This window comes from Paenibacillus sp. FSL H3-0333 (assembly GCF_038002805.1).
GTDB classification, from domain to species: Bacteria; Bacillota; Bacilli; order Paenibacillales; family Paenibacillaceae; genus Paenibacillus_AQ; species Paenibacillus_AQ silagei.
This window is the reverse complement of record NZ_JBBODG010000001.1, coordinates 195,993-217,211: the sequence shown is the minus strand read 5'-3', so window position 1 is coordinate 217,211 and position 21,219 is coordinate 195,993. Positions and strand designations below refer to the sequence as shown.

The 21,219-nt window shown below is 51.5% G+C and carries 20 protein-coding genes and 1 pseudogene; 16 read left to right on the top strand and 5 right to left on the bottom strand.

Going from position 1 to position 21,219, the window contains the following annotated elements:
• Positions 1-96: 96 nt before the first annotated feature.
• Positions 97-477, top strand: coding sequence for a hypothetical protein (locus tag MHH78_RS00910; protein ID WP_341166343.1), 381 nt, complete (start codon positions 97-99; stop codon positions 475-477).
• A gap of 116 nt (positions 478-593) precedes the next feature.
• Here the strand turns inward: MHH78_RS00910 and MHH78_RS00905 are convergent, their stop codons facing one another.
• From MHH78_RS00905 to MHH78_RS00895, 3 genes are all read right to left on the bottom strand, one after another.
• Positions 594-1,298, bottom strand: coding sequence for an MBL fold metallo-hydrolase (locus tag MHH78_RS00905; RefSeq protein ID WP_341166342.1), 705 nt, complete (start codon positions 1,296-1,298; stop codon positions 594-596).
• 560 nt (positions 1,299-1,858) lie between these two features.
• Positions 1,859-2,200 (bottom strand): sigma factor-like helix-turn-helix DNA-binding protein, encoded by a 342-nt coding sequence (locus tag MHH78_RS00900; protein ID WP_036723635.1) that lies wholly within the window; start codon positions 2,198-2,200, stop codon positions 1,859-1,861.
• Positions 2,201-2,409: 209 nt separating this feature from the next.
• Positions 2,410-4,326, bottom strand: a complete 1,917-nt coding sequence (locus tag MHH78_RS00895; RefSeq protein WP_341166341.1) for a glycosyltransferase — start codon at positions 4,324-4,326, stop codon at positions 2,410-2,412.
• 231 nt (positions 4,327-4,557) lie between these two features.
• Between MHH78_RS00895 and MHH78_RS00890 the strand changes: the two genes are divergently transcribed.
• The 8 genes from MHH78_RS00890 to MHH78_RS00855 all read left to right on the top strand — a co-directional run bounded on the left by MHH78_RS00890 (position 4,558) and on the right by MHH78_RS00855 (position 11,230).
• A complete protein-coding gene (locus MHH78_RS00890) occupies positions 4,558-4,773 on the top strand; it encodes a hypothetical protein (RefSeq protein ID WP_341166340.1) in 216 nt (71 codons plus the stop codon).
• Positions 4,770-5,195, top strand: coding sequence for a peptidylprolyl isomerase (locus tag MHH78_RS00885; protein ID WP_341166339.1), 426 nt, complete (start codon positions 4,770-4,772; stop codon positions 5,193-5,195). The genes MHH78_RS00890 and MHH78_RS00885 overlap by 4 nt, the downstream gene beginning before the upstream one ends.
• A gap of 96 nt (positions 5,196-5,291) precedes the next feature.
• Complete coding sequence (locus tag MHH78_RS00880) at positions 5,292-6,905, top strand: ABC transporter substrate-binding protein (RefSeq protein WP_341166338.1); 1,614 nt, start codon at positions 5,292-5,294, stop codon at positions 6,903-6,905.
• Positions 6,906-6,990: 85 nt separating this feature from the next.
• Positions 6,991-7,941 (top strand): ABC transporter permease, encoded by a 951-nt coding sequence (locus tag MHH78_RS00875; protein ID WP_036723626.1) that lies wholly within the window; start codon positions 6,991-6,993, stop codon positions 7,939-7,941.
• A gap of 4 nt (positions 7,942-7,945) precedes the next feature.
• Positions 7,946-8,791, top strand: a complete 846-nt coding sequence (locus tag MHH78_RS00870) for an ABC transporter permease (protein ID WP_339312373.1) — start codon at positions 7,946-7,948, stop codon at positions 8,789-8,791.
• 14 nt (positions 8,792-8,805) lie between these two features.
• Positions 8,806-9,816, top strand: a complete 1,011-nt coding sequence (locus MHH78_RS00865) for an ABC transporter ATP-binding protein (RefSeq protein WP_036723621.1) — start codon at positions 8,806-8,808, stop codon at positions 9,814-9,816.
• Positions 9,813-10,730 (top strand): ABC transporter ATP-binding protein, encoded by a 918-nt coding sequence (locus tag MHH78_RS00860; RefSeq protein ID WP_341166337.1) that lies wholly within the window; start codon positions 9,813-9,815, stop codon positions 10,728-10,730. The genes MHH78_RS00865 and MHH78_RS00860 overlap by 4 nt, the downstream gene beginning before the upstream one ends.
• 53 nt (positions 10,731-10,783) lie before the next feature.
• Entirely contained in the window at positions 10,784-11,230 is a 447-nt protein-coding gene (locus tag MHH78_RS00855; RefSeq protein ID WP_341166336.1) for a hypothetical protein, read from the top strand.
• Between the two features lie 58 nt (positions 11,231-11,288).
• Here the strand turns inward: MHH78_RS00855 and MHH78_RS00850 are convergent, their stop codons facing one another.
• Positions 11,289-12,128, bottom strand: coding sequence for an SDR family oxidoreductase (locus MHH78_RS00850; RefSeq protein ID WP_076077442.1), 840 nt, complete (start codon positions 12,126-12,128; stop codon positions 11,289-11,291).
• A gap of 233 nt (positions 12,129-12,361) precedes the next feature.
• Here MHH78_RS00850 and MHH78_RS00845 point away from each other — a divergent pair, with 233 nt between their 5' ends.
• The 7 genes from MHH78_RS00845 (at position 12,362) to MHH78_RS00815 (ending at position 21,088) form a co-directional block, all read left to right on the top strand.
• Positions 12,362-13,396 carry an AI-2E family transporter gene (locus tag MHH78_RS00845; RefSeq protein ID WP_036723609.1) on the top strand — a complete coding sequence of 345 codons (1,035 nt, stop codon included), beginning with the start codon at positions 12,362-12,364 and terminating at the stop codon, positions 13,394-13,396.
• A 170-nt stretch (positions 13,397-13,566) separates the two neighbouring features.
• Complete coding sequence (locus tag MHH78_RS00840; protein WP_341166335.1) at positions 13,567-14,577, top strand: S66 family peptidase; 1,011 nt, start codon at positions 13,567-13,569, stop codon at positions 14,575-14,577.
• Positions 14,578-14,648: 71 nt separating this feature from the next.
• Positions 14,649-15,530 (top strand): phosphotransferase family protein, encoded by an 882-nt coding sequence (locus tag MHH78_RS00835; RefSeq protein ID WP_341166334.1) that lies wholly within the window; start codon positions 14,649-14,651, stop codon positions 15,528-15,530.
• Between the two features lie 239 nt (positions 15,531-15,769).
• Positions 15,770-16,654 (top strand): DegV family protein, encoded by an 885-nt coding sequence (locus MHH78_RS00830; RefSeq protein ID WP_341166333.1) that lies wholly within the window; start codon positions 15,770-15,772, stop codon positions 16,652-16,654.
• Between the two features lie 15 nt (positions 16,655-16,669).
• Positions 16,670-17,233: a hypothetical protein gene (locus MHH78_RS00825; RefSeq protein ID WP_341166332.1), complete on the top strand. Its 564-nt coding sequence runs from the start codon at positions 16,670-16,672 to the stop codon at positions 17,231-17,233.
• Positions 17,234-17,457: 224 nt separating this feature from the next.
• The gene (locus tag MHH78_RS00820; protein WP_341166331.1) at positions 17,458-20,367 is read left to right on the top strand and encodes an S-layer homology domain-containing protein; all 2,910 of its coding nucleotides are present in this window, start codon (positions 17,458-17,460) and stop codon (positions 20,365-20,367) included.
• 196 nt (positions 20,368-20,563) lie between these two features.
• Positions 20,564-21,088 (top strand): helix-turn-helix transcriptional regulator, encoded by a 525-nt coding sequence (locus MHH78_RS00815; RefSeq protein WP_341166330.1) that lies wholly within the window; start codon positions 20,564-20,566, stop codon positions 21,086-21,088.
• Here MHH78_RS00815 and MHH78_RS00810 read toward each other — a convergent pair.
• Positions 21,085-21,216: pseudogene (locus MHH78_RS00810) on the bottom strand (flavin reductase family protein); the annotation flags it as partial. The gene MHH78_RS00815 and the pseudogene MHH78_RS00810 sit on opposite strands and share 4 nt — an antisense overlap.
• Between the last annotated feature and the right edge of the window lie 3 nt (positions 21,217-21,219).

The window sequence follows — 21,219 nt, the reverse complement described above, 5'->3', positions numbered from 1 at the left end:
GTTGTCATGGCGGGAGCTGCCGGGTAATAGAAATGATTAGAACTTTCGAATATGGCTGGATTTGCAGCAGAAGCCAAGGAAACGGAGGGAGAGATCATGGCGGCACAGACGGTATCCGGTATCAGCCCGTTACAGGCCACTACAGCTTACGGCAGCACACAGAGCGATGTCAGTTCTCTGGAGAAGCAGCGCAACCGGCTGCTGATGGAGCTGGACAAGGTGAATGCGGCGCAGGGCGGAGAGATGCAGACTCCTTATCGCCGGGAGCAGCTGCAGCGGCAAATACGGCAGCTGGAGGCCCATCTGGTGCAGAAAAGCGGGAGTACCGCTTCGGCTTCATTTGTACCTGCTCCCCCGCTTCAGGATCATACTCCGCCCTGGCGGACTGAGGGAAAGGGAGGCCTTAAGGGCATCGGTCTGACCGATCCCCGGACAGCGACGGTAGACGCAGAAGGCCATTTCGACGCGTTGATTTAGATAAGGGAGTAGTGAACCCAATCCTTCCCTTTGACCGCGTTCATGTTTTCAAAGAAGCTTTGAGCGCGTTTGTTGTTAGTAGAAGTAATCCAAGTCATCTTGGCATTATCCAAAATCTAAAGGATTCTCACTATATTGTTAGAAACGGCCGGATAGTGTTCGAATATTTGCAGATCATGGAATGGGAGCGGAATTAATCCGCTGTGATGAGCCTCATTTAGAAACCGTTCGTTATTTTCTGTACTGGAAAAAACCCCGTTCGGCCGATTGCTTAGCAAATTATCGCACCAGTAGCATTCATCGCCGGTGATTATATAGTTGGTATGAACCGATTCAAAGTAAACCACCGATGAACCAGGGCTATGCCCGCCGATTACCTTGAATCTGAACTGGTTGTCGTAAATATATTCGTTGTCTACGGTGACAACCGGGCCTTGAAGCAGCTTCTCCTTGATGGCCGGCGAGCACTGCTGTAGCGCAGTTTCATAGTCGGTTTTTGAAATAATGATTTCAGGTTTATCAAACAAGTCAAGATTCTCAATATGGTCAAAGTGACTATGCGTAATGATGACTGTATCTACGGAGCTTAGATTGCCAATGATGCCTCTTAACTCGTCTGCTACGTCTGTTAGTGTAATTCCCCATTGCTGTGCCACATTCTCATCGCGAAAGCCTGTATCGATAAAGATTGTTTTATTATTATACTTGGCAATATAAAATGACCACGCAATCTGGACTAACTCCTCCGAATGATGCATATCGCGGTATACGTTGCTTAAGCGAAATGAAGATTCACCAAATTTTACGGCGTAGAGTTCCATGGATAGGTTCAACCCCTTCTTGTGGCATCCGAGTTATACAATGTACGATTCAATATTTAATGAGTTTACCCCATTTCGCCGTGCCCGGTCTAGAGTGTCGATGGAAGCCTCGATAATGATGCGGATATCTGTGCCGGTTCCGAACGGTCCGACCAGACCTCCGATGTAACATCCCATGGGCCTCAAGCTGCGAACTCTCCGATCTTCAACGCATGAACACCCTTTCATAAGTTATTCCGGCCGGAACTTCTTATAGTAACCATAAACCTTACCCTAGCAGGAAGGTCAATACCTAGGTTGCAGCCGGCATGAATGCCGGTCTTGCCTGATAGATTAGCTATTCCCAATGAATGACAAGCGGGCAGCGCCACGTTAGGTCGGCGTTTGCCCGCTTGTTCATGTGCTATCCCCCGCCTGTATGAAGTTAAGAATCTCCGTCACAATATGTGAAATGGCATCCTCCCGCGGGAGGAGGATGCATTGACTGACTATTTCGATGTCCTCCTGAAATAGCTCGATAATCTGGAGCATGGCCTCCGGCTGTTTCTGGCGGACACCTGTCAGAAGGTCTGCGAATTCGCTGTCTGTGATAGCTGCTGGAGCATTTTTTGCTTCCATTTGTTAACCCCCTGTTGACTCATATGCAGCTGTGCCGCAACCTCAGCCTCTGTCATTTCCTGCAGATAAATCTTTTGCAGAATCACCTTTCCTTTGGCTGGAAGGGTATCTAATAGCTGCTCAACGGACAACCGGTTAATCATCTCCTCCGCTTCATCCCGCTGAGCCGGGCGGATATCCATGAAGGTACATTCATGCCGGCGGGTTCGCTTGCTGCGGTATTGTAAGCGCCAGCCGATTCGATAGATTTCCTGCCGGTAACGCTGTATCATTTGCTGTTCCATTGCCGTTAAGCCTCCTCTTCTATATATCTTTCTAATAATAGGGAAATATTAGGATGTATTTTACAACCAAAATACGAACTTATGTTCTGTTATTTTAGCATATTTGCCTGCGGACCTATAGTGATATATTTCCTGAAGCTTATTTGCAAAAAAAGAAGAAGCTCCGATAAGGAGCTTCTTCCTCTCTTCTTATGACTTAGCCCTCCGCCTTATTCGCTCCACCTCACCAGCCGGGGCTTCGGGTCAAGGATAGACTGATACTGCTCCTTCCAGCCGTACTCGGCATCCGGGTCCAGCAGCTTATAACGCAAATACTTCTCCAGCCTGAATTCCGGCTTCGACCAGCCAAGATGCTTCAGGCGCAGGTTGCTTAACTGATGGGGCAGCTCGAAGATATTCTCCGGCAGCCGCCCGCAGTGCTGCGGCAGATCATTCCAGGTATAGGTGAAGTCTTCCCGGTAACGGAGCAGGAACGGGCGGTAGCTCTGGTGGGCCTGCCAGTACATATCCTCGCGGTAACTTCCCTCATCCCAGAAGTCGTAGAGCCGGAAACAGAATAAGTCGCAATCTGCTGTCCGCAGCAGGGAGTCTACTTCCTCTGGAAAACATGACTCGAACAGCTCATCTCCATCCAGATTAAGAATCCACTCGGGATGGGTCGCAACCACCGCCTCCCACTGCTGCTTGCGCAGCTCCGATTCATTATGGAAGCGGGAGACAGGATTCTGTATCAGGTGGAGCGGAATCCCCTCAAGAGCCTCCCGGCAGATATCGGCTGTATCATCTGTGCTTGCGTCGTCGATAATGACGGCCTCATCGATATACTTGCGGTGCTCCTCGAGCACCTGGCGCAGGAATCTGGTGCCTTCATTCTTGACGATCATCGTGAGGGTCAGCTTGGGCCGGCGGGAAGCAGGGATTGGCGGAGTGACGGGGGACGCTGCATAAGCGGCTTGAGGCTTCTGCAGACCTGCTCCTCCTTCCCTGCCTGTGCTGGCTCCTCCTGCCGGATGCTCCTTCACCGCTCCGCTTCCTTCTGCCGTCTCGCCTGCGTCAGTAGGCAGAGGCTCCTTGGACAAGCGCTGCCGGGCTTCGGCTTCGGTCCACAGCACATCCCACTGCGCTGCTGCCTCTTGTATTCTTTTGTCAGCAGGGGACGGAGCCGTCTCTGCCTGGCCTGGCAGATCAGTGTCGCTGTCTTCAACGGTCGGCGCTTCATCTGAGCCGTCAGGCTCTGCTTCACTCCTGGCCCCGGCTGCTCCTGAATGACTGCCAGCTTCATCCTTCGCCTCTACTATAGAAGCTGCTTCCGCGCCCGAGGTGTGCCGGATGAACTCCGCGACCAGATCCAGATCACTGTCTCTGTAGAGGTGCAGCGCAGGGAAGTGGGTATCCACGAAGAGCGGAAAGCCGAGGGCCGCTGCACGGATGCAGAAATGACGGTCCTCTCCCCAGTAGGAGATATTACGGACCCGGTCGTAGCTGATCCCGGAGCTGAGGGCTGAGCTGCTGATCAGCGTGCAGGCGCCAAGTCCGCCAACCTCATAGATTCCAGGCTGCTGCATCTTCAGCAAAAAAGCATGGAAACGGCTCTGAATCTCCGCCGGAGAGAGCTGCTCCCCCGGATGAATCTCCCACTGGTTGTATTCGTCATGCATCCATACCTGCGGCTGCAGCATTGTATTCGGCTGCCACTGTGTCCAGAAAATCTCGGAGATAATATCCTTGCCTGTACCGATCAGATGCAGCAGCGTATCCGGGTGCAGAATGAGGTCCGAATCAATCAGGAACAGGTAGTCATAGCCGAAGGCCTCCGCCCGCCGGATCATCAGATTCTTGAATCTGGCCACCTTCCAGACCAGATTGGAATGCCAGACATGCGTATGCTCATCTCGGATATAGTCATCATGGTAGCCGGAGGATTGCAGGAAGACGGATCTGCCGTTCCGGGCGAACTGCTGCAGCAGCTGGCTTGCGGCTTCATCCGGGTTATCGTCAATCAGATAGAAATCAAGATCGATATCCTTCAGGTTCAGACGCAGCAGAGAGTTCAGGAATTGCTCCAGGATCGCCGGTTTTTGATGAATCGGGCTGCCCAGCAGCACCCGGGTTCTATTCGGATTCATAGCAGCCACTCCAGAATAAGGTCAACATGATAGAACATCCCCTTGGATTCGCAAATAGTTGATATAAATTATATGTATTCGATATTTTTAGAGAAGTACCGGACTTTCCCCATTTTCCCGAAATAATCACCTGCATGTATAGAAGAGAGCCGTATTGCCGTTTGCCCTGAGCTATTGTACAATACCGCTAATATATATAATCCCCGGAAGAGGGCTGGCAGGAGTGAGAGGATGGACAAGCCAACGTTAAAAGTACAGCAATTGATCAATGTCCTCCTGGCGATGAATCCGCGCGCTGAGGTGTTCCTGCATATGGAGGGCGGAGAGCTTAGGCCGCTCGTGGACGAGGATATCGAGGAGATTTATGCGCCGCTGCATGCTGCCAAGACGGCCGTCTATATCGGTGTACCGGCAGACACTGCAGCCCGTGTAGAGGAGGCGCCATGAAGCAGGCTCTGATCCGTCTGGAGCAGGGACCGGAGGTTCGGCTGGAGCTGTTCGATCAGGAAGCGCCGGGAACCGTAGCCAATTTTGAAAAGCTTGCGAACAGCGGCTTTTACAACGGTCTGGCCTTTCAGCGTGTGGTTCGCGGCTTTGTTGCCCAGGGCGGCTGCCCGGAGCGCAACGGCAGAGGCGGCACAGATCCCATTCCCTGTGAGACGAAGGGGAATCCCCATAAGCATGTGCGCGGGGCGCTGTCTATGGCGCATTTTGGACCAGGCACGGGGTCCTGCCAGTTTTTTATCTGTTATGATACGTTCGATTATCTGGATGGCTGGCATACGGTATTCGGCAGGGTTACGGAAGGAATGGAGCATGTCGATGCCCTGCGGCGCGGAGCGGTCATGCAGGAGGTCCGCGTCTGGTAAAGCCCATGGTAAATTCATACATTGTAATTCCTAGTATTCCGATATATAATGACTCAACAACGAGTGGGAATGCTCATAGACATGGAGGAAGAGACAATGCGTAAAGGGATAACAGGGGTTGCTATTCTACTATTATTAACACTGATGATCAGTGCATGCTCCAATGGGAATAACGCTTCATCTACCAATGGCGCACAGACACCGGCTGCATCACAAGAGCCTGCTGCCGGCGAACCGAAGGATGGAGGCAGTCTGATTATAGGGGTCGCTTCCGATCCGGTAGTGCTGAATCCGAACTATGCGGGTGACCGTGTCAGCCTGACCATTGACCAGGCCCTGTATGCTCCGCTGTTCCAGGTGAACAACGGCAAGAAGACCTTCTACCTGGCAGACAGCCTGACACCGTCAAGCGATAATCTGACGTATACATTGAAGCTTAAGGATGGATTGAACTGGCATGATGGAGAGAAGCTGACGGCGGATGATGTGGTATTCACCATCGACAGCATTCTGGATGAGAAGCAGAACAGCTTCCTGCGTGCCAACTTCCTGATTGGCGATAAAGCGATTAAGGCTGTTAAGGTCGATGACCTGACTGTGGAGTTCAAGCTGCCGCAGGTCAGCCCGGCTTTTGAAGCCACGCTGGTACAGGTATTCCCGATTCCGAAGCACATTTACGAGAATGAGACCAACATTGAGAAGAGCACGAAGAACGCTTCTCCTGTCGGCTCCGGTCCCTTTAAATTCAAGGAATACAAGGCTGGCGAGTATCTGACGCTGGAACGCTTCGACAACTACTTCGGGGGCAAGCCGCATCTGGATTCGGTCACTTACCGGATTGCCAAGGATACCAATGCTGCGAATCTGGCTCTGCAGAACGGCGAGATTAATGTACAGTATCTAGACCCGAAGGATGTTCCTACGATTCAAGCGACGAATAATTTTGAGATTCTCCCGTATAGCGAAGGCCGCCTCGCTTATCTGATGTTCAATGCGAACAGCGATACCGGTGCCCTCGCCAAAAAAGAAGTCCGGCAAGCCCTGTCTTTGGCCCTCAGCCGCGACGAGCTGATTCAGACGGCGTACACTTCCAGCGAATATGCTGATCCGGCAAAGTCCTTCCTGACTCCGGATGCACTGTACTTCACGAACGATGTCCCTACCTTTGACAATGATGCTGCCAAGGCGAAGGAACTGCTGGCCACTGCCGGTGAGAGCAACCTGAAGCTCCGGTATATCGTACAGAGCGGTAACAAGGCGCAGGAAGCCATCTCGCTGTATGTGCAGCAGAAGCTGAAGGCAATCGGCGTAGAGGTTGAATTGCAGAACATGGATTCCTCGGCCTGGGTGCAGAAATTCATTGATCTGAAGGCGACCGACTATGAACTGGCTCTGACCGGCTATATCATGGGGTATGATCCGGATGCGTACCGTATCCTGTTCACTACGGACAGCTCGTCCAACTACTCGCATTATTCCAACAGTGAAGTCGATAAGCTGATGAATGACGGTGCAGGCGAAGCAGATCCGGCTAAGCGTGCAGAGATCTACAAGAAAGCGCAGGAACTGGTAGCCGAGGATGCACCGATCTATCCTATCGCCTATACCAAGACCGTGGTAGCAGTATCGAAGAACTATGGCGGTATTGATGAGGCTGTCCTGAAGCCGGTCGTCATCTTCGAAGACCTGTCCAAGATTTACAAGAAATAATTCGCCTCACAAAATAAGCAAGGCAAAAAAATAAGCTGGTTCCCCCAGCTTATTTTTGCCTGTTAAGAGCTGGGAGAAGCTGCGTATGAGACAACTCATCGTCCGAAGGTTGCTGCAAACATTGCCGATGCTGTTTTTTGTATCGGTGGTCTGTTTTACCATGATTAAGCTGGCTCCGGGAGATCCGGTGCTGTCTTTCGTGACGCCCAATATGCACGCTGATGATATTGAGCGCATCCGTCATAATCTGGGGCTGGATAAGCCTGCTTATATCCAATATTTCATCTGGATCAAAGAGATGGTCCAGGGCAATTTCGGGTACTCGCTGGTCAATCACCAGCCTGTGCTGGATCAGATTCTGGACCGCCTCCCCGCAACTGCGGGTCTGATGGGCAGCGCCATTGCCCTGGCCGTCCTTCTGGCCATTCCGCTGGGCCTCGTGGCCGGTGCGAACCGCAACCGCTGGGTAGACAAGCTAATCAATTTTATCGCTTATATCGGCATCTCCATCCCCTTATTCTGGCTGGCGATCCTGCTGATGTATCTGTTCGCGATCAAGCTGCACCTGCTTCCAAGCATGGGGATGCGCACCATTGGTGTGGAATCGCCGCTTGATGTGCTGAAGCACGGGATATTGCCGTGTACGGTGCTGGCCTTCAGTTTCCTGTCCGGGTATGTGCGCTATATCCGCTCCAGCACGATCGGACAGCTTAAGGAGGAGTATGTGCAGATCCAGTACGCTTTTGGCTCGAAGAAATCCACCATCCTGTTCCGGCATGTGCTGAAGCATGTACTGCTACCCGTGATCACGCTGATCGGTATGTCGATGGGAGATCTGGTGGCCGGGGCGATTGTTACGGAAACGGTGTTCTCTTGGCCGGGGATCGGCTCCCTGGGGATGACGGCGGTGAAGGGGATGGATTATCCTGTCATTATGGGGATTACCCTGTTCTCTTCCTTAATGCTGATCTTCGGTAATCTGGTGGCAGATATTCTCTACAGCGTTGTCGATCCAAGAATCAAACTGAAGGGGTGACCTCATGAATCGCAGTAAATGGAAAAATCTGCAGTCCGAGCTGTTTACGAACGGTCTGGGTGTCGCTGCTCTTGTTATATTGATGGTGTTTACACTGGGGGCGGTCTTTGCCTTCCTGTCCGGTCATGATCCGAATGCCATGGATGCCATGGCCCGCCTGACGAAGCCCGGCGCCGCGCATCTGTTCGGCACCGATGATTATGGCCGCGACTATCTGTCCAGAGCCTTATACGGAGGCCGGGTTTCGCTGCTGGTCGGATTCTCCTCCATGATCGTAGCAACCTTTGTGGGCGTGCTGGTTGGGGTGATTAGCGGATATTTCGGCGGCTGGATCGATAATCTGCTGATGCGGATGCTGGATATTATCATGTCGATCCCGTCCTTCCTGATCCTGCTGCTGCTCAGCGTCTATCTGAAGCCGAGCATCGGCAATCTGATCATTATTATTGCTCTCTTGATGTGGATGAATGTGGCACGTGTCGTCCGCGCGGAGACCCTGACGATCAAGGAACGGGAGTACGTGTTATATGCCAAAGCCTCGGGACAGAGTGCCTTCGGCATGATCTGGCGGCATATCCTTCCGGGGCTGGTCCCGGTGATTATTGTAGGGGCGACGAATAATATTGCCTCGGCCATTATGATGGAATCGTCGCTGAGCTTCCTCGGCTTCGGGGTACAGCCGCCGAATGCCACGTGGGGAAGTATGCTGAACAGCGCACAGGGGTATATTGCCCAGGCGCCTTATCTGGCGCTGTTCCCCGGGCTGATGATCCTGTTTACGGTGCTGAGCTTTAATGTGCTGGGAGATATTTTGCGGGTCGGCTTTGAACCTAAGCTGATCCGAAGATAGGAGGGCTTAACATCATGACTGAACGGCTGCTGACTGTTGAGAATTTACAGGTTTCCTTCGCTACCCGGGACGGCGAGAATCAGGCCGTCCGTGGCGTTAGCTTCCATATTGATGCGGGTGAGACCGTAGGCATTGTCGGGGAATCCGGCAGCGGCAAAAGCGTTACAGCCAAGGCGGTCATGTCACTGATCACACCGCCGGGGCATATGACTGCCGGGAAGCTGGAATTCCGCGGCAAGAGCCTGAAGGGGCTTACGGAGAAGCAGTGGCGGTCCTTGCGGGGCAACCGGATTGCGATGGTCTTCCAGGACCCGATGACCTCGCTGAATCCGGTCAAGCGAATCGGCCAGCAATTGACAGAGGTTATCCGCAGACACCGCGGACTGGATAAAGCGGCGGCGTATACCGAAGCCGCGGAGCTTCTCCGCCAGGTCGGCATCCGTGATCCGGAGCAGCGGCTGAAGCAATATCCCCATGAATTCAGCGGAGGGATGCGCCAGCGGGTGATGATCGCGATGGCGCTCTCCTGCCGCCCGGAGCTGCTGATTGCCGATGAGCCTACCACCGCGCTGGATGCGACCATCCAGGCGCAGATCCTCGATCTGTTCAAAGAGCTGAAGGAACGGGGAGATACAGCTGTTGCGCTTATTACTCATGATCTGGGAGTGGTAGCCCAGGTCTGCACGCGCGTCATTGTCATGTATGGCGGACTGGTGATGGAGGAGGGGACGGTGCAGGATATCTTCTACCGGCCTCAGCATCCGTATACGCAGGGCTTGCTGCGTTCCATACCGAAGCGCGGCGGCGGTGAACGTGAGCGGCTGATTCCGATCGAGGGCACACCGCCCGATCTGCTGAATCCCCCGCCCGGCTGCCCGTTCATGGACCGTTGTCCGCATGCCTTCGCCCGCTGCAGTGAACGTCCTCCGGTAGTCGAGTTTGCACCGGGGCACCGCTCGATGTGCTGGCTGACCGAAGGTACAGAAGAGAAGACAGCAGTTACAGCGGGGAGGGATTTCACTTGAGTGAGCGCAAGGTGCTTGTGGAGGTTAGCAATCTGAAGAAGCATTTCCCGAAGGGCAAGGATTTGCGCGGACGGGATAAGGGCGTACTTAAGGCCGTAGACGGGGTCAGCTTCCAGATTCGTCAGGGCGAGACCTTCGGTCTGGTCGGTGAATCCGGGAGCGGCAAGTCCACGGTCGGGCGCTGTCTGCTCCGTCTGTACGATTATACAGACGGTGAGGTGTTCTACGACGGGAAGCCGCTTGGCAAGCTGGGCGAGAAAGGGCTGAAGCCCTTCCGCAGGCGAATTCAGTCAATCTTTCAGGACCCGTATTCCTCGCTTAATCCAAGCCTGAATGTACTGGAGCTGATCAGTGAGCCGATGCGGATTCACGGTCTCTATCTGGGCGAAGAGCGCAAGGATGCGGTGGCAGAGCTGCTGGAGAAGGTGGGACTGAAGCGGGAACATCTGTACCGCTTCCCTCATGAATTCAGCGGCGGGCAACGCCAGCGGATCTCCATTGCACGGGCGCTGTCGGTCCGGCCCGAGTTCGTCGTCTGCGATGAGCCCATCTCTGCGCTGGATGTCTCTGTCCAGGCCCAGGTCGTTAATATGCTGGAGGATCTGCAAGCCGAGTTCGGACTGACCTATCTGTTCATCGCCCATGATCTGTCGATGGTCCGCCATATTGCTGACCGGATCGGCGTGATGTACGGCGGCCGGCTGGTGGAGGTGGCTCCAAGCGATGAGCTGTACGATAATCCGCTCCACCCCTACACCAGAGCCCTGCTGTCCTCCATTCTGGAGACAGATCCGATGAAGGCCAGCCGCAGAATCCAGCTGGAGGCTTACCCGGCTACGCGCGGGACAGAGGAAGCCGCTGCACTGCGGGAAGTGAGTCCCGGACATTATGTGGCCGGGGAATATGCAGACTAATATTATGAACGAATCTTAGGAGATACACATCTGTGAATCAAGGAGGAGATACAATGACAATACCGACTAGCAAGGTCAAATTATCACAATGGGATGCCCTTCTGCTGGAATCGCTGCGCGCGCTGTCCGGATCTGACGAAGAGCTGCTGCGCAGAGTCAGTGAAGGGGATCTGCCGGCCGATGAGAGTAAATACGAGTTCGATTACGGACAGTTATCTGTCCTTGCAGAGGAACAGCCGGAGGGATTCCGCCGGGCCGTTCTGGAAGGCTACCAGATTAAATACAATACCATCCGCGGCATCCGCAGCTGGATCGAGGTTGCACTCGGTATTGAAGCGAAGCTGGAGCTGGAAGAGGGGCAGGAAGCGGTGGAAGCGGAATTAACGGAGGCTGAATGCGAACGGCTGGAGGATGTGTTGTCTTACGGCTGGGCGGTCACTGGCGGGCCTGCTGGAGACGGCAGTACCGGAACGTACCGGATTGAGCCGATTCAGCGCTAGCATCTGATAAGGGAAAGCCAAAGACAGCCGCTCCAGGAATGGGAGCGGCTGTCTACATTTACATATTCAACTGAATTCTGCGCGTGCTTAGTACGCCTTCCAGTCCGGTAGGGTCGGTACTGACCTTGCGGGCCACGAAGGCTTCGGCCCGCTCCGAGGTGCGCAGGCGTAGCGGCTTGGTCTCAAGCTGTACCAGCTCCCACATCACATCCGCAACAGAGTCTGCCGTCTGCGGCTCCACATTGCGCTCCAGGAAGGCCGCTCTATAAGCATCCAGAATTGGCTTGTACTCGTCTTCCAGAACGCCGCCGGTGCTGGCGACATGCCCCATGACGGTTGAATTGAACTCCGTAGCAATCGCTCCTGGCTCCAGCAGGGTGATATCGATATTGAACTGCGGCTTATAATAGGTGGCCAGACTCTCCAGCAGCCCTTCCACTGCGAATTTGCTGGCGCAGTAGACCTCGTTCATCGGTTGCCCGACCAGTCCGCCGACACTGGAGGTAGCCACAATATGGGCGTAGCCAGTCTTTTGCAGCAGCGGCAGTGCAGCCCGGATCGTATGCATGACCCCGTACACGTTGGTATTGAAGACATCCTCGATCTCAGGGAACGGTGCCTGTCCAAGCGCTCTCAGATATCCGAATCCGGCATTACAGAATAATAGATCCAGCTTGCCTTGCTCCGCTTCTATCCGGTCTATAACCTGCTGAATACTCTCCGGCTGTGTCACCTCCAGCTCTACGAACTGCAGACCCTCCACATTCTGGTACAGCTCCTGTTCACGCTTCAGATGGCGGGTTCCGGCATAGACCGTCCAGCCCTCATGGGCGAACTTCAGTGCAGTGGCAAGGCCGATGCCGGAGGATGCTCCGGTGATACAGATTACTTTGTTCATACCAGCTTTCGCCTCCATTAGTTTGAATTCATTGATTTGGAATATTGAAAAAGGTATATATGTTCCAGTTTTGCCCACATTATAGCATATAGCAATAGAGCTTCCTGTAAATCGACATAAAGTTCGTGGTTTCGCGGGAATTGGGCGATGCCAAAGTTGCTATATTTGTTTTCAGTACGGTACACTATAATAAAAATCTTATCTGCCAGCGAATGGAGAGGAACAAGGGAACAATGGAAGTATTCAAGCGTTATGTCGCCAATTTAACAGTCCGGCGCTTCTTGATTCTGGGATTGATTGGACTGCTGCTGTACAGTATCAGGGATATGCTGAATCTGGTGCTGCTGACCTTTCTGATCGCTTATGTGATGAACAGCTTTCAGGTGCTATTGAGCAAGCGGATCGGCAAATTCGTGAAGGTGAACAGCAAGGTCATCATCATTATACTGTATGTGGCGCTGATCAGCATGATCGTCATGGCACTCGTCAAATATATGCCCAAGGTATTCTCACAGATCAAGCAATTAACCACTTTTCTCGGCACGCTGACCTCCGATGATATTCCGCAGAATGAAATTATGCAGTACTTGTTCCGAAAGGTCAGGGAGCTCAATTATCAGAGTTATTTGAATCAAGGGATCGAATATGTCTTCAAAATCAGTAACTGGGGCACCACCTTCGTCCTGTCCACGATTCTAAGCCTTGTCTTCATTCTAGAGAAGAACCGGATCGTCAGCTTCACCTCCCGCCTGAGAGACAGCAAGATCTCCTGGTTCTATGTGGAGCTGGAGTATTTCGGCAGAAAATTCATCTCCTCCTTCGGCAAGGTCATTGAAGCACAGATTCTGATTGCGCTGTTCAATACTTTGTTTACCGTGGTCGGGCTGTGGGTGCTTGGTTTCTTTTTCGAGCCATTCCCGTATCTGTTCGCCCTCTCCATTATGATCTTCATGCTCAGCTTGATTCCGGTCGTCGGCTTTGTCATTTCGCTGATTCCGCTGTGCATTATCGGTTATAACACGGGTGGATTGATGCTGACGATCAACATTCTGGTGATGATTGCCCTGTTACATGTCATAGAGGGCTACTTCCTCAACCCGAAGCTGATGTCCTCCAAAATGAACCTGCCGATGTTCTACACTCTGGTAGTGCTGTTGTTCTCCGAGCATTATATCGGGGTATGGGGACTGATTCTCGGGATTCCAATCTTCGTCTTTTTCCTGGATATTCTGGATATCAGCCGGGATAATAAGCCTTCGCTGGAATGACGCAGTCAATGATATAATGCTTAGTACACTAGGGGGATATTCAGCCTGCTCAAGGTTCGGGTATCTCCTTTTTTATAGAATTTATATGTTTTGGGGTCCCCGCAAAGTACCTGAGTCATCATCGAAGCTAAAGCCCCACTTGGTGGGGTTACCTTAGGAGGAATAACCGGATGATCAGATATCCCGTATTAGAAGCAGAAGCCGTTATTGGTGTAACTGCACCCTCATCAGGAGTAGGAGAGGAGCTTCGTGAACTGCTTGAGCTGGCTGTAGAACGGCTGCAAAAAAGAGGGTACGGCGTAGTCTGCGGACCCACAGCATGGACACAGGAAAAGGCTAAATCGGCTCCGGCTGCTGTACGTGCCGCTGAATTCAACGCGATGATGGCCGATGAGTCCATCGGACTCGTCGTGCCTCCCTGGGGCGGGGAGCTGCTGATCGAGATGCTGGAGCAGGTGGATTTCAGCAAGATGAAGTGTAAATGGATTCTCGGGTATTCCGATATCAGTGTGCTGCTGCTGGCTGTCACGCTGAAGACGGGGATTGCCACTGCCCATGGCACGAACTTCATTGATCTCCGGGGAGAAGAGACAGACCCGACAACCGCCATGTGGGACAAGGTATTGTCTACGCCAAGCGGCGGCTCTGTATTTCAGCAATCCTCACAGCAATACCAGCTGGAATGGGGAGGAGGCGAGCCGTCGCCCCATGTGTTCAACCTTACAGAAGCCACTAGCTGGAAGACGGTGGGCAATCAGGCCCTCGCCATGCAGGGCCGCCTGCTGGGCGGCTGCATTGACGTTATCCGTCATCTGATCGGCACGCCGTATGGAGATGTGCGGCATTTCCAGCAGCACTATATCCATAATGAGCCTATTCTGTGGTACTTAGAGAACTGTGAGCTGTCCGTGACCGACCTGCGCCGCTCCCTGGTGCAGATGAAGCTGGCGGGCTGGTTCGAGCATTGCAGCGGACTTATGTTCGGCCGGAGCGCGGCTAACTTGGACGGGTACACCGTAGAGGATGTCTACCAGGAGCTGGCCGATGAGCTGGGCCTGCCGGTCGCATACGATATCGACTGCGGGCACCTGCCTCCCCAGGTTACTTTGGTGAACGGGGCTTTTGCAGAGGTAGAGGTTGGGGCAGGCAAGGGAACGGTGACGCAGTACTTCCGGGATTAGAGAAATAGTCTATGGAGTCGCGTGATCGCTAAGTTAGGCCAGCCTGACAAACTAGCTTCAGGAGGTAATCTATGAGCGTTATTCATCACTTTATAGACAGGCTTAAGTTGAACGTTTCGAACATAGAGGGTGTGCCAGATTCGTTTAGTTCCGAGGTATATAAGCTTACGCTTGCCGGCGGAGAGAACGTCTATGTGAAAGTTCCGTTTAACAAGGACAAGCTGGTCCGTGAATTTAAGATCCTTGAAGCATTGAAAGGTGTGATTCCTGTTCCTGAGGTGCTAGATATTTGGTACGGGGATGACACTATGACAGGAGCATTGCTTCTTTCAGCAATTCAGGGGACGCCTTGTACGGGGGAGCTGGACGAGCAGCTTTCTTATCAAATAGGCATGTATCTTGCAATGCTCCATGAGGTTACAACTCCGGGATATGGCTACCATGTAGCCAGCGGCTTTAAGGATCTGGACCCGAATGACTGGCGAATATATATCCGGAGTAATTTTGAGAAATGGGAAGAGCCATGTAAGGAGATACTCGATCCAACATTGGTTGAGAAATGTATGCTTCACTTTGATGAGCTGTTCTCTGCTCTGCCTGATCCTGACGGCCCCTGCATGGTCCACATGGATTATAGACCGGGCAATATATTGGTGAACGGGAACCGGGTTGCCGGCATTATTGATTTCGAGAGTGCCCGCGGCGGTTCGTCGGAGGTGGATTTTACGAAGGTCAACCGGTATCTGTGGGAGGTCGATTCAGGAACTAAGAGGCCATTCATGGAAGGTTATCAATCAATCCGGCCTATACTGGATCTGGAAAGAGTCCTGCCGTTATATGATCTATACGATGCGTTCGCCTCCATTGTGTGGTGCCATAACCGGGGTGTGGACAAGAATCAAGCATTCCTTCAGGAGAATGTGAACACGTTAAGGACCTTGGTTGGATATTAGGATGTTGCTCGTGCTGACGCTAATTTCCACTTTTCTCATACCATAATCAAACCTCTCTTAAACAGGTATATTCGTCATATATAATGTGAATTTATGTCGAATTTAGTTGAAAAAAAGTGCTGGGATTATTCAAGGAATGCTCTACGCAGGCTTGGCATCCTGTATAATTTATGAATATACAGACAGCCATAGCTGCTGATTCCTGAGCAGTGAATTCCTCACGAAAGAGAGTAATGACTATGAAATCCATCGCCTGGGTGACTGACAGCACCAGCACCATTGATTCTGAATTCGCTATGAATAACCATGTGTATATCGTCCCCCTCCGTCTAATTGTTAATAATGAATGTTATAGAGAAAATATAGATATTAACGCCGATCAGTTCTATGACAAAATGCGTCAGCATGACAAGGTAGGCAGCTCCCAGCCGCCGATTGGCGAGTTCGTGGAATTATACGAGCGTCTGAAGGAAGAGTATGACGAGATTATTGCGATCCACTGTTCCTCCGAGCTTAGCGGAACCTTCAACACCTCGATGCAGGCGGCAGACATTGCTGGAGTCAACGTAATTGGTATCGATTCCAAAGTAGGCGCGTACCCGATCCGTGAGATGCTTCTGCGCGGTATTCACTGGCAGCAGGCAGGCTGCTCTGCACAGGAGATCAAGAACAGAATTGATAATATAATCGAGGAAATGTCCTTCTATATTATCCCTGCCAGCCTGAGCCAGCTGCACCGAAGCGGACGGCTCTCCGGCTCTCAGTTCCTGCTGGGCCAGCTGATGCGGATTCATCTGCTTCTGCGGTTCGATGAGGGCAAAATTGTCGTTGTTGATAAAATCCGCACCTTCAAGAAGACGAAGCAAAAGCTGCTGGAGACCATCCAGGAGGAAATCGGCCGTTTCCAGGATGTATGTATTATGCACGCCAATAACAGAGAAGAGGCACTGAGCCTGGAGTGGGCCATTAAGGCCATGTCCCCTTCGGTGCGTACAGAAATAATGACCTTTGTCCCGGTGGTAGGTGCTCATATGGGCGAGGGGACACTGGCGCTGTCTTGGATTAACCGTACGGCCTTGAATAGTATTGATGCTGAGGATGAAGTGCTGGAGTCTGTGCTCTAGAAAAGGAGCGGAACGATGTTCTTATATCATTACTATGATGCAGCTGTGGGTCCGTTTGTTAGCCTATCTGATTTGCCGGGCGATCAGGCGAGGGCCGTGCTGGAGACGATTAAGCAGACCAAGCCCAAGGCCCAGAGCGCCCAAAGACATGATAAGTATGTGGAATATCGGCGGAACTGCGAGAGCATCATCCGGGCGGAATTTATACGTAAGGGCGGTGTGGTCCAGCGGTCCTCCCCGCATTATATGGTAGTTGAACACAGTCCGTGGCTAAGCACATGGTTCGAGAATGGCGCATCGCTCAAGATTCCGATTGAGGAATTTGATGTGAACACGATTTCTTTTACCTATGGGGACTCCATGCCCACCTTCAGCCCGCTGATTAACGATGGCAAAGAGTACAGGCACACTCTGTATACCTATCCCGAGATTGTGAGCATCATTGACAAGTACGGGTTACCGCAGCATTGGAACAATGACGGAAAATACGGCCCCGAGCGGTACGTCGAAGCGCATGTCTGGAGCGATGGGGCGGTTGGCCGATATCTTGGTGAGCGGAGCTTATTCAATCCACTTTAATCGTAATTTAGGCTATCAAGCTTATGCTTGATGGTCTTTTTTTAAATTTTCTTCCTCTAATATTCCAATTTATACAATTTCCTAGTATCAATATACATAGTAAATTTACATAGTCCTATTGTAGAATCAAGAAGTTGTCGAATTATGGAGCGATATTCCATCCTTGGAACTCTGTAGGGCGATGGTTTTTTGATTTTTTTATAAAGAAAGAGGGGGAAGAAATTTTGTTATTCCAAGCAGTACGTCGTAAACTCAGTCTGGTGATTGTAATTGCCCTGCTAATAAGCAGCCTTACGCCACATCTGGTGTTCGGGGAGTCCGCGCAATTGAAAGATATCGCAGGCTCTTATGCTCAGAAGGAGATTCAATCCTTAACTGAAGCAGGAATCATCTCGGGGTATGAAGATAACACCTTCAAACCGAATAAGGCTATGTCGCGCGCCGAACTGGCGAAAATCATAGTCCTGTCGTTAGGCTTGGAAGTAAGTGGTGATCAGGCTGCACCATTCAAAGACGTTGCCGCCACCAGCTGGTATCGTGGCTATGTAGGAGCATTGGTGAAGGCAGGTATCACAGAGGGGACATCGGCGAGCACGTTCAGTCCTAATTCGAGTGTAACCCGGGAAGAGCTGGTTGTATTTTTCATCCGGGCCTTTGAATTAGATGAAACGGCGAAGAAGCTGCCGCTTGGCAGTAAGCTGTCGGATATGTCTGAGGTGTCTGAATGGGCAAAAGCTCAAGTATCCCTTGCCTTCAACAATGGGTTCATCAACGGGGTAGAGGGCATTGACGGCACGCTGAAATTCAAACCTAAAGAGCGCGCAGAGCGCCAGGCTCTGGCTCGTCTCGCATATGAGTTCAAGACGAATAAGGCACTATATGTTGAGAAGTCCAAGCAGCTCCTTGCTGAAGAGACGAATAATGGTAAGACTCCGGTGGTTACTCCGGCTCCTACAGCGACACAAGCTGTCCGTGATACGTCTGTGAGCGCTCCGGCAGCCCCGGGTCCAGGAACGCCAGCATCGGCAACGCCTGCACCCACAACACCGGCACCAGCGGAGCCGACTCCAGCACCAGCAACACCGGCACCAGCGGAGCCAACTCCAGCACCAGCAACACCGGCACCAGTGGAGCCAACTCCAGTACCGGCCAATGCTCTCCAGATTGTAGTGAAGGGGGAGAGTACAGATGCTATTTATGCAGAAGAGTCCACTGAAGTTATTTTCCGTACAACGCTTAATGCGGCAGAGACAGCAACTGCAAGTGTCTATCAGGTAGATGACAGCGGCAAAGTGATGTCACAGATCACTCTGATGTACGATGATGGTCAAGAAATTCATGGAGACAGCCTTGCGGCTGACGGACTCTATAGCGGCAAAGCAGCATTAACTGAAAATACAGAGGGCTACATAAATCTGCAGGCCTTTGTTGGAGAGGTGCCTAGCAGTGCAGTCTTTAAACTGTCTGTACTGAAGCATCTTACAGATGAACAGCTTGCACAAACAGAAATGATTGAAAATAATACACAGAGTAAGCTTGATCAACTGGCTGCTTCTACAAGTAATTTGCAACAGGCAAAGGAAGAAACAGTGGCTTGGCTTCAAACCCAGGACGAAGTAGAGCATGCAGGAATATCGGGTGAAGGAGGAAGCATCTGGTATTTGCTGGACAACGGGATTCTAGGCGGAATATCCTCGGCCCCTGAGAATACAAAAGGATTAAACAACACTGTAGAAGAGGCTGCGTCCAATAATGCATTGACGGCGCTCACGCAAGATGTGGAACAAACCGTAGCCACCATAGGAAGCCAGCAGGTTGCTGTGGTCTCTCCATTCTCCGGCACACTTCCATCTTCGACGGTGTATGACGCTGTATATCAAAGCTTCGAGCAGTCGAATTACCCCTTCCTTGTGGAGAGAGTAAAGGACAGCGCAGCGGGCGTTAACTTCTTCAAAGGACTTAATCAGTATGGTGTTGTGGTCTTAGATTCCCATGGGGATACGTACTATGATGAGATCGTGCTCCAGACATTCCATGATAAATACGGTGTTGATTTCAAATATGCGGGGCCGCAAGTCATGTTCCTGACTGGAGAGAAGGCAACCGCAGAGAACAACAAGACCTATGAACTGGATCTGAAAAAGGGAAGATTGGCTATCATATCGGGTTATTATGCGATTACGCCTTCTTTCATTACACGGTACAATGATATGCTTCCCGGCACTATTGTATATAACGGCAGCTGCCGCAGCGCATACAACGATTCCATGTCGGATGCGTTCATCAACAATGGCGCCAGCACTTATTATGGTTACACCGATTATGTAAAGCTTGCTTATGATCAGGTCATTGCTCCATCCGTATTCAATGCCTTGAATAATGAGAATATGACAACCGGACAAGCTTTTGAGGCAGCAGTGGCTGCTCATGGAGCCGATGACGGGTTGGCAGCATTCGTTATGAAGGGAAGCAGCATCGGTACGAAGACCGAAGGGATCATCAACGGAACCTTTGAGAACGGAAAATGGACCGGCTGGAATGGAAACGGAGATGTCCGGGTCATCTCAAAGCTGGGGCCGCTTAAGCCTACAGAGGGTAACTACATGGCGATTATCAGTACTGGCCTTGGGTTTGAAAACAATGATAAGGGAGGATATGACTACAATTCCGATAGTTATATCGAGCAGAGCTTCATTGTCCCGGCGGGAGCCACAACCTTGTCGTTCGATTACAATTTCATTTCTGAGGAGCCAAAGGAATATGTTGGAACCAAATACAACGATACATTTAGAGCAACAGTAACTTCTAGTGTATACATCAATCCAGCTTCCCTCGTCACCTCACACTTGAATGGCGGACCTACGGTGACGTCCAGTGTCTACGGACAGGAATCTGTGATTGTTGGTAAGGAATCGATTAATGAGTCCACAGCCTATTGGATTGATGAGAACAAAGTAGACGTTAATTTCTACGGCGGGGATGATACGGCCTACATGACGAATTGGAAGCACGTCCAATTTGATGTGAGCCAATTTGCCGGCAAGGGCTCCATTGTCCTCCGATTCCATGTATGGGATCAAGGTGACAGCGTCTTTGACACGGCAGTATTGATCGATAATGTAATATTGAAATAACCGTAAACGGCTGGATCAGGGGAACCTGACCAGCCGTTTTTTAATGGGATGAGCATTCAAGACTACTACATAGCCTTTTGCAACCTAGAGTTGCAGAATAAATTCAGAATACTCTACTTACGCTCGATTTCGATATCAGCTCCTCTATGCTACTATTGGCTGTGTTGAGTGAAAGTAGAATGGAGGTGTCGTCACGTTGATAGATAATAACAAAGCCGGGCAGAATATATTGAACTTAAGGAAGGGGTTAGCCCTGACCCAAACAGAGCTGTCCAGCTTAGTTGGCGTAAGCCATCAGGCGGTTTCTAAGTGGGAGCAGGGAGACTGCCTGCCTGATATCGGGGTGTTGCTGAAGCTTGGACAGGTCTTCGGGAAGTCGGTAGAAGAGCTTCTGTTAGGGGATAATGTTAGCAGCGATTCAGCTTCTGAGAAAATTGTAAGCCCTCCCATCGAACTGCCGGATGAGGTCTGGACTGCGGCCTTGGATCGTATCCAAGGCCGCATCTCACCACCCAGCTTCAACACCTGGTTCAAGGGCACGAAGGGGAAACAGCTGGGGGAGACTTACTGCGTCTACAGTCCGAGCCGTTTTGCTTCAGAATGGTTATATCACCGTTATTCCAATTTGATTGTACCGATTCTCGAAGATATTACAGGCACATCCAGCCTTAAGGTTGAGTTCTGCTCTATGGGAGCGTGGGACATTAACCGTAAGGATTAGGTTTCTGCCCGGTAGGTTTTGCCAAGACGATGACCCATACCAAAATAATGGCGGAAATTGTAGAGGAGTGGACTCCATTTCAGAGGATCGATATGATTGTCATCGATAATAATTAGCTGCAAGGAATGAAG

Bases quoted from the DNA above. Each gene is read 5' to 3' on its own strand.
- MHH78_RS00910 (WP_341166343.1), top strand. From the start codon at position 97: ATGGCGGCACAGACGGTATCCGGTATCAGCCCGTTACAGGCCACTACA.
- MHH78_RS00905 (WP_341166342.1), bottom strand. From the start codon at position 1,298: ATGGAACTCTACGCCGTAAAATTTGGTGAATCTTCATTTCGCTTAAGC.
- MHH78_RS00900 (WP_036723635.1), bottom strand. From the start codon at position 2,200: ATGGAACAGCAAATGATACAGCGTTACCGGCAGGAAATCTATCGAATC.
- MHH78_RS00895 (WP_341166341.1), bottom strand. From the start codon at position 4,326: ATGAATCCGAATAGAACCCGGGTGCTGCTGGGCAGCCCGATTCATCAA.
- MHH78_RS00890 (WP_341166340.1), top strand. From the start codon at position 4,558: ATGGACAAGCCAACGTTAAAAGTACAGCAATTGATCAATGTCCTCCTG.
- MHH78_RS00885 (WP_341166339.1), top strand. From the start codon at position 4,770: ATGAAGCAGGCTCTGATCCGTCTGGAGCAGGGACCGGAGGTTCGGCTG.
- MHH78_RS00880 (WP_341166338.1), top strand. From the start codon at position 5,292: ATGCGTAAAGGGATAACAGGGGTTGCTATTCTACTATTATTAACACTG.
- MHH78_RS00875 (WP_036723626.1), top strand. From the start codon at position 6,991: ATGAGACAACTCATCGTCCGAAGGTTGCTGCAAACATTGCCGATGCTG.
- MHH78_RS00870 (WP_339312373.1), top strand. From the start codon at position 7,946: ATGAATCGCAGTAAATGGAAAAATCTGCAGTCCGAGCTGTTTACGAAC.
- MHH78_RS00865 (WP_036723621.1), top strand. From the start codon at position 8,806: ATGACTGAACGGCTGCTGACTGTTGAGAATTTACAGGTTTCCTTCGCT.
- MHH78_RS00855 (WP_341166336.1), top strand. From the start codon at position 10,784: ATGACAATACCGACTAGCAAGGTCAAATTATCACAATGGGATGCCCTT.
- MHH78_RS00850 (WP_076077442.1), bottom strand. From the start codon at position 12,128: ATGAACAAAGTAATCTGTATCACCGGAGCATCCTCCGGCATCGGCCTT.
- MHH78_RS00845 (WP_036723609.1), top strand. From the start codon at position 12,362: ATGGAAGTATTCAAGCGTTATGTCGCCAATTTAACAGTCCGGCGCTTC.
- MHH78_RS00840 (WP_341166335.1), top strand. From the start codon at position 13,567: ATGATCAGATATCCCGTATTAGAAGCAGAAGCCGTTATTGGTGTAACT.
- MHH78_RS00835 (WP_341166334.1), top strand. From the start codon at position 14,649: ATGAGCGTTATTCATCACTTTATAGACAGGCTTAAGTTGAACGTTTCG.
- MHH78_RS00830 (WP_341166333.1), top strand. From the start codon at position 15,770: ATGAAATCCATCGCCTGGGTGACTGACAGCACCAGCACCATTGATTCT.
- MHH78_RS00825 (WP_341166332.1), top strand. From the start codon at position 16,670: ATGTTCTTATATCATTACTATGATGCAGCTGTGGGTCCGTTTGTTAGC.